The organism is Mesorhizobium sp. M2A.F.Ca.ET.067.02.1.1 (assembly GCF_004023285.1).
GTDB lineage: Bacteria > Pseudomonadota > Alphaproteobacteria > Rhizobiales > Rhizobiaceae > Mesorhizobium.
On the sequence record NZ_RZSB01000307.1, the window covers coordinates 1 to 6,613 of the forward strand.

The 6,613-nt window shown below is 64.9% G+C and carries 5 protein-coding genes; all 5 read left to right on the plus strand.

The features are described 5' to 3' along the window. A partial coding sequence (tolB, locus tag EOA28_RS20205; protein ID WP_128315205.1) for a Tol-Pal system beta propeller repeat protein TolB occupies positions 1-1,125 on the plus strand: 1,125 nt, incomplete at its 5' end. Between the two features lie 271 nt (positions 1,126-1,396). Next, a complete protein-coding gene (gene pal / locus EOA28_RS20210) occupies positions 1,397-1,903 on the plus strand; it encodes a peptidoglycan-associated lipoprotein Pal (RefSeq protein WP_126080754.1) in 507 nt (168 codons plus the stop codon). A gap of 221 nt (positions 1,904-2,124) precedes the next feature. Beyond that, positions 2,125-3,285, plus strand: coding sequence for a tol-pal system protein YbgF (gene ybgF / locus EOA28_RS20215; protein ID WP_127253565.1), 1,161 nt, complete (start codon positions 2,125-2,127; stop codon positions 3,283-3,285). After that, on the plus strand, positions 3,279-4,655 hold the full coding sequence (tilS, locus tag EOA28_RS20220; protein WP_127253566.1) for a tRNA lysidine(34) synthetase TilS: 1,377 nt from the start codon (positions 3,279-3,281) through the stop codon (positions 4,653-4,655). The genes ybgF and tilS overlap by 7 nt, the downstream gene beginning before the upstream one ends. Positions 4,656-4,759: 104 nt before the next feature. After that, positions 4,760-6,613: ATP-dependent zinc metalloprotease FtsH (gene ftsH / locus EOA28_RS20225; RefSeq protein ID WP_148670773.1), on the plus strand; the 1,854-nt coding region annotated here is incomplete at its 3' end.

The following is a 6,613-nucleotide window of genomic DNA, read 5'->3' on the forward strand; positions in this document are numbered from 1 at the left end:
GATCTGAAACGGTCGGGGCTGTTCGCGCCGATCGACAAGGCCGCCTTTGTCGAAAAGATCACCAATCCGGATGCGCAGCCGCGTTTCGATGATTGGAAAGTCATCAACGCGCAAGCGCTGGTGACCGGCAGCGTGAGCAAGGAGGCCGACGGACGCATCCGCGCCCAGTACCGGCTGTGGGATATCTTCGGCAATCAGCAGATGGCCGGTGAGCAGTTTTTCGCGAACGACGCCAATCAACGCCGTGTCGCGCACATCATCGCCGATGCGATCTACGAGAAGATCACCGGCGAGAAAGGCTATTTCGATACACGCGTCGTCTTCGTCGACGAATCCGGCGCCAAGAACGCGCGCAAGAAGCGGCTCGCCATCATGGACCAGGACGGCGCCAATGTGCGCTATCTGTCCGACGGCCGCGCCATCGTGCTGACGCCGCGCTTCTCGCCGAACCGGCAGGAAATCACCTACATGTCCTATGAGAGCGGACAGCCGAAGGTGTATCTGCTGCAGATCGAAACCGGACAGCGCGAGTTGGTCGGCAACTTCCCCGGCATGACATTTGCGCCGCGCTTCTCGCCCGACGGCCAGAAGGTGATCATGAGCCTGCTGCGCGATGACGGCAATTCCAACATCTTCGCCATGGATCTGAGAAGCCGCTCGACCACGCGGCTCACCGATTCGACCGCGATCGACACCTCGCCGTCCTATTCGCCGGATGGCTCGCAGGTCGTCTTCACCTCAGACCGCGGCGGCGGCAGTGGCCGCTCGCAGATCTACGTCATGGGTGGCGACGGCTCGAACCCGCACCGCATCTCCTTTGGCGACGGCGTTTATTCGACGCCGGTCTGGTCGCCGCGCGGCGACCTGATCGCCTTCACCAAGCAGAGCGGCGGTGAATTCCAGATCGGCGTCATGAAGACCGACGGCTCGGGTGAGCGCATCCTGTCCTCCGGCTTCCAGCAGGAGGGCCCGACCTGGGCGCCGAACGGCCGCGTGTTGATGTTCTTCCGCGACTCGGGCGGCGGACCCAAGCTGGTCTCGGTCGATCTTACCGGCCGCAACGAGCAGCCGATCCCGACCGCGAACTACGCGTCGGATCCGGCTTGGTCGCCGTTGCTGGAATAAGGAACTGAAGAACTGAGGAATTGAAGAACTGAGGAATCGAGAAGCCCCGGCTCTCAATTTCTTAGTGCCATTTTCCACGGCTTGGTCGCGTTTTGGCCGCATTTCCGCCTACGGTCCGCGCGCATTGTCGATCTTGGTAAATGCGTGGATGCGTAACGGCCGCGGACGGCGGCCGAAACCAAAAATTAACCGTGTTTCTTGAATGCCGGTTAACCCAAACGTGGTTACTGGGTGATCAACGAAATCACTCGAATGCTAAGGAGAGGGCGGCATGGGCCGTATCGCAGCACTTACCCGAAACCCGGCGATGATCGCGTTGGTGGCGGCTCTCGCCATCACCGGTTGCGCGTCGAAAAAGACCCCGAACAGCGCGGCCGATCTCGGGCTCAACGGCGCCGGCGCCGCCACGCCGGGTTCCGCGCAGGACTTCACCGTCAACATCGGCGACCGCATCTTCTTCGACACCGACTCCTCGTCGATCCGCGCTGACGCGCAGACCACGCTGGCGCGCCAGGCGCAGTGGCTCAACCAGTATCGCCAATACGCGATCGTCATCGAAGGCCATGCCGACGAGCGCGGCACGCGTGAGTACAATCTGGCGCTGGGCGCCCGCCGCGCCGCCGCCACCCGCGACTTCCTGGTTTCCAAGGGCGTCTCCGCCGGCCGCCTGAAGACCATCTCGTACGGCAAGGAGCGTCCGGTCGCGGTCTGCGACGACATCTCCTGCTGGTCGCAGAACCGCCGCGCCGTCACCACGCTGTCGGGCGCCGGTTCCTGATAACCAGGCCCCGTGGCCGCCGCCTGGCGCGACGCCACAGGCGGCAAAAATACAACATTGCAAATTCAAAGGCGGCCTCAGGGGCCGCCTTTTTCATTTGCAACGGCTTGAAACAAAATTTGGCCGAAGTCTCGCGTCCTGCTATGAGCGCGAGGGCGCTTGCTCCCATTGTCTGATTTGGAAAGGCGCATCAGGCCAACACATCCACCGCGAGAGACAGAATGCATTTCAGAACGGTCCTGAGCGGCACGCTTGCGCTGCTGCTCGTATCAAGCCTCCCGAGCCTTGCCGCTTCGGCCGACAGCGCCGGGCAGGCCTCCGGCAGCGGCTTTACCTTTCACCTGCCGACGCTCGGCATCTTCGGCGACAAGAAGAAGCCTGAACAGGCGCAGATCGCGCAGGATAGTGGCGGCGGCGTGACCGGTCTGGAAGACCAACTGCGCCAGCTGAACGGCAAGATCGAGGAGATGAATTTCCAGATCCTGCAGATGCAGGAACAGATCCGAAAGCAGCAGGAAGACAATGAATTCCGCTTCCAGCAGCTCGAGGGCGGTTCGCAAGGCGGCGCCAAGCCGACCGGGCAGAAGAAGTCGGAGGCCGCGCCTCAGGACGGAACCGGCGGCAACACCAACCTCGGAGATGCCGGCACCGGGGATTCCGGCACCGGCGACGCCGGTGCGGACAACAGCGTCGCCCAGGCCCCGGCGACGCAGGCGCCTGCTGACACCGGCGGGCAAAATGGCGGCGGCAAGACGGTCGGCGACGTCATTGTGGAATCGCAGACCGGCGACCCCGGCAAGCTGATCACCGGCGCGCCGCCGAAGAATTTCGGCACCATCACCGTCGACAAGAACGGCAATGTCGTCAATGCCGAGACCGGCCCGCAAGCCAGCGCGCCGGTGCAGGCTCCCGCGGCCACGGCAAGCGCTCCTTCCGCCGAGACGCCGGCCAAGAAGAACAAGTCCGGCGACACGCAAGTCGCGGCCCTGCCGTCGACCAACGATCCCGACGAGCTCTACCGCAATTCCTACCAGTTCATCTTGTCGGGCGACTATCCAACCGCCGAGCAGGGCTTTCGCGACCATATCTCGCGCTTCCCCAAGGACGCCAAGGCGGCGGACGCGCATTACTGGCTGGGCGAGTCTCTGCTGGGTGAGCAGAAATACCGTGACGCGGCCGAAGTCTTCCTCGCCGCCAGCAAGGAGTACCCGAAGGCCAAGAAAGCCCCCGACATGCTGCTCAAGCTCGGGGTTTCGCTGGTCGGACTGAAGCAGAATGACGTCGCCTGCGCCACTTTCAACGAGATCGGCAAGCGCTATCCCGACGTCTCCGCCACGCTCAAGGAGCGCATCAAGCAGGAAAAGGCGCTGGCGGCGTGCTGACGCCCGATACCAAAGCCGACCTCTCAGACGACCTTTTCTCCGACCTGGACCTTTCGACCGGCGCCGTTGCAGCCGTGTCCGGCGGCAGCGACTCGACCGCCCTGCTCCTCCTTCTCAAAGATCATCTCGACCGGACCGCACCGGGCGCCAGGCTGCTCGCGGTGACGATCGATCATGGCTTGCGGCCGGATTCGGCCACCGAGGCACGGCAGGTTGCCGATTTCTGCGCCGAGCGCGGCGTCGCGCATCGCATTCTCGCCTGGCGCGGCGACAAGCCCCTGACCGGTCTGCCGGCCGCGGCACGCGCGGCGCGCTACAGGCTGCTGGCGCAAGCAGCCGACGCCGAAGGCATCAAGCTGATCCTGACCGGGCACACCGCCGACGACCAGGCCGAGACGGTGCTGATGCGGCAGGCACGCGACGATGACGGCCGCGGGCTTGCCGGCATGGCGCCCGCCACGCTGCATGACTGGCGCACCTGGATCGTCCGGCCGCTGCTCGGCACAAGGCGTGCGGCACTGCGCGACATGCTGCGGCATCGCGACGTCGGCTGGATCGAGGACCCGACCAATGTGGATGTCCGCTTCGAGCGGCCGCGCATGCGGGCGTCGCTCGCGCAGGGCGAAGGCGAACGGCGCATTGCCGAGGCGCTGGCGCGGTCGGCCCAGGCGGCACGTGAGCGCCACGACATCGGCCGCCGCGCCGCCATGCTCATCGACGCGTTCGCCAGCAGGCCGGTTCCGGGTCTCATCCGCCTCGATCGCGATTTCGCTGGGCATGAGGACGGCCAAGCGGCCGTTTACGTGCTGCGCATCCTGCTGGCCACGGTTGGCGGCATGTCCTTTCTCGCCGACGAGGTGCGCTGTGCTGAGCTGCTTTCCCGCCTGCAGCTGGGATCGCTTTGCGCTACATTGTCGCGGACGGTGGTCGATGCGCGCCGTACAGGCATTTTCCTTCGCCGCGAAAGCCGCAATCTGCCCGCCCCCGCGCCGCCGGCGGATAATTGGCTTTGGGACAACCGCCGGCGCATCACTTTGAAAGACGGGTCGGGCGATTTGGTGATCGCGCCGCTGGGCCCTGCCGCCGCCGGTAAAGCGCCCTTCAGCGAGGATGTTCCACAAAGCCTTTCACGCGCGGCGCTTGCCGCGGAGCCGGCGCTATGGTCCGGCGGCAAACACCTTGATTTCGCTGGCGGCGATGCCGGCCCGCAATCGGTGTCGATCGTTCCGGCGGTTGCCCCTTTCGCGCGCTTCCTGCCGTGCTTCGACATCGAACCCGCCACCGCCGTCGCGATGCTTGTCGGAGCGCCGCCGGTGCCGGCGCCGCCATTCCATGGCCATGATGGTGGGCGAGGGTGGGCGAAAGCTTAACCGATACGTGCTGTTCTGCTTGGCAAGGGGAGGCGCTCTCCCTATGTTAGGCCCAAGCTTCTCCATCATCGCGGGCCCGCAGGCGGGCTCCAACGGGACAATAGATGAATCCGAACTATCGCAACCTCGCGCTCTGGGCGATCATAGCGGTCCTGCTCATCGCCCTGTTCAATCTGTTCCAGACGCCCCAGACGCGCGGTGCAACGACGGATATTCCCTATTCGCAGTTCCTGCAGGACGTCGCCTCCGGCCGGGTCAAGAGCGTGACCATCGCGGGTGCCCGCGTCTTCGGCAACTACACGGACAACGCCAACGGCTTCCAGACTTATTCGCCGGGCGACCCGTCGCTGGTTTCCAGGCTGCAGGACAAGAACGTCACCATCACCGCCAAGCCTGAGACCGACGGCTCCAACTCGCTGTTCGGCTACCTGATTTCGTGGCTGCCGATGATCCTGATCCTCGGCGTGTGGATATTCTTCATGCGCCAGATGCAGTCCGGCTCCGGAAGAGCGATGGGCTTCGGCAAGTCGAAGGCCAAGCTTCTGACGGAGGCGCATGGCCGCGTCACCTTCCAGGATGTCGCCGGCGTCGACGAAGCCAAGGAAGACCTCGAAGAGATCGTCGAGTTCCTGCGCGATCCGCAGAAGTTCCAGCGCCTCGGCGGCAAGATCCCGCGCGGCGTGCTGCTGGTCGGCCCGCCCGGCACCGGCAAGACGCTGCTCGCGCGCTCGGTCGCCGGCGAGGCCAATGTGCCGTTCTTCACCATCTCCGGCTCGGACTTCGTCGAGATGTTCGTCGGCGTCGGCGCGAGCCGGGTGCGCGACATGTTCGACCAGGCCAAGAAGAACGCGCCCTGCATCATCTTCATCGACGAGATCGACGCGGTCGGCCGTCATCGCGGCGCCGGTCTTGGCGGCGGCAATGACGAGCGCGAGCAGACGCTGAACCAGCTGCTGGTCGAGATGGACGGCTTTGAATCGAACGAGTCGATCATCCTGATCGCCGCCACCAACCGGCCCGACGTGCTGGACCCGGCGCTGCTGAGGCCCGGCCGCTTCGACCGCCAGGTCGTGGTGCCGAATCCCGACATCGTCGGCCGCGAGAAGATCCTCAAGGTGCATGTGCGCAACGTGCCGCTGGCGCCCAATGTCGACCTCAAGGTCATCGCGCGCGGCACGCCGGGCTTCTCCGGCGCCGACCTGATGAACCTCGTCAACGAATCCGCGCTGATGGCGGCGCGCCGCAACAAGCGGCTGGTCACCATGGCCGAGTTCGAGGACGCCAAGGACAAGATCATGATGGGCGCGGAGCGCCGTTCGTCGGCGATGACGCAAGCCGAGAAGGAGCTGACCGCCTATCACGAGGCCGGCCACGCCATCCTGGCGCTCAACGTGCCGACGGCGGACCCGCTGCACAAGGCGACCATCATCCCGCGCGGTCGCGCGCTCGGCATGGTCATGCAACTGCCGGAAGGCGACCGCTATTCGATGAGCTACAAATACATGATCTCCAGGCTGGCTATCATGATGGGTGGCCGCGTCGCCGAGGAGTTCAAGTTCGGCAAGGAGAACATCACCTCCGGCGCCTCCTCCGACATCGAGCAGGCAACCAAGCTGGCGCGTGCCATGGTCACGCGCTGGGGCTTCTCCGACAAGCTCGGCCATGTCGCCTATGGCGACAACCAGGAAGAGGTCTTCCTCGGACACTCGGTGGCCCGCACGCAAAACATCTCGGAAGAGACGGCGCAGATCATCGATGCCGAAGTGCGGCGGCTGATCGACGACGCCTACTCGACCGCCAAGGCCATCCTGACCAAGAAGAAGAAGGAATGGATCGCGCTCGCCGAAGGGCTGCTCGAATACGAGACGCTGTCCGGCGACGAGATCAAGCAGTTGATCGCAGGCCACAAGCCCGCCCGCGACCTCGGCGACGACACCCCGCCCAGCCGGGGTTCTGCG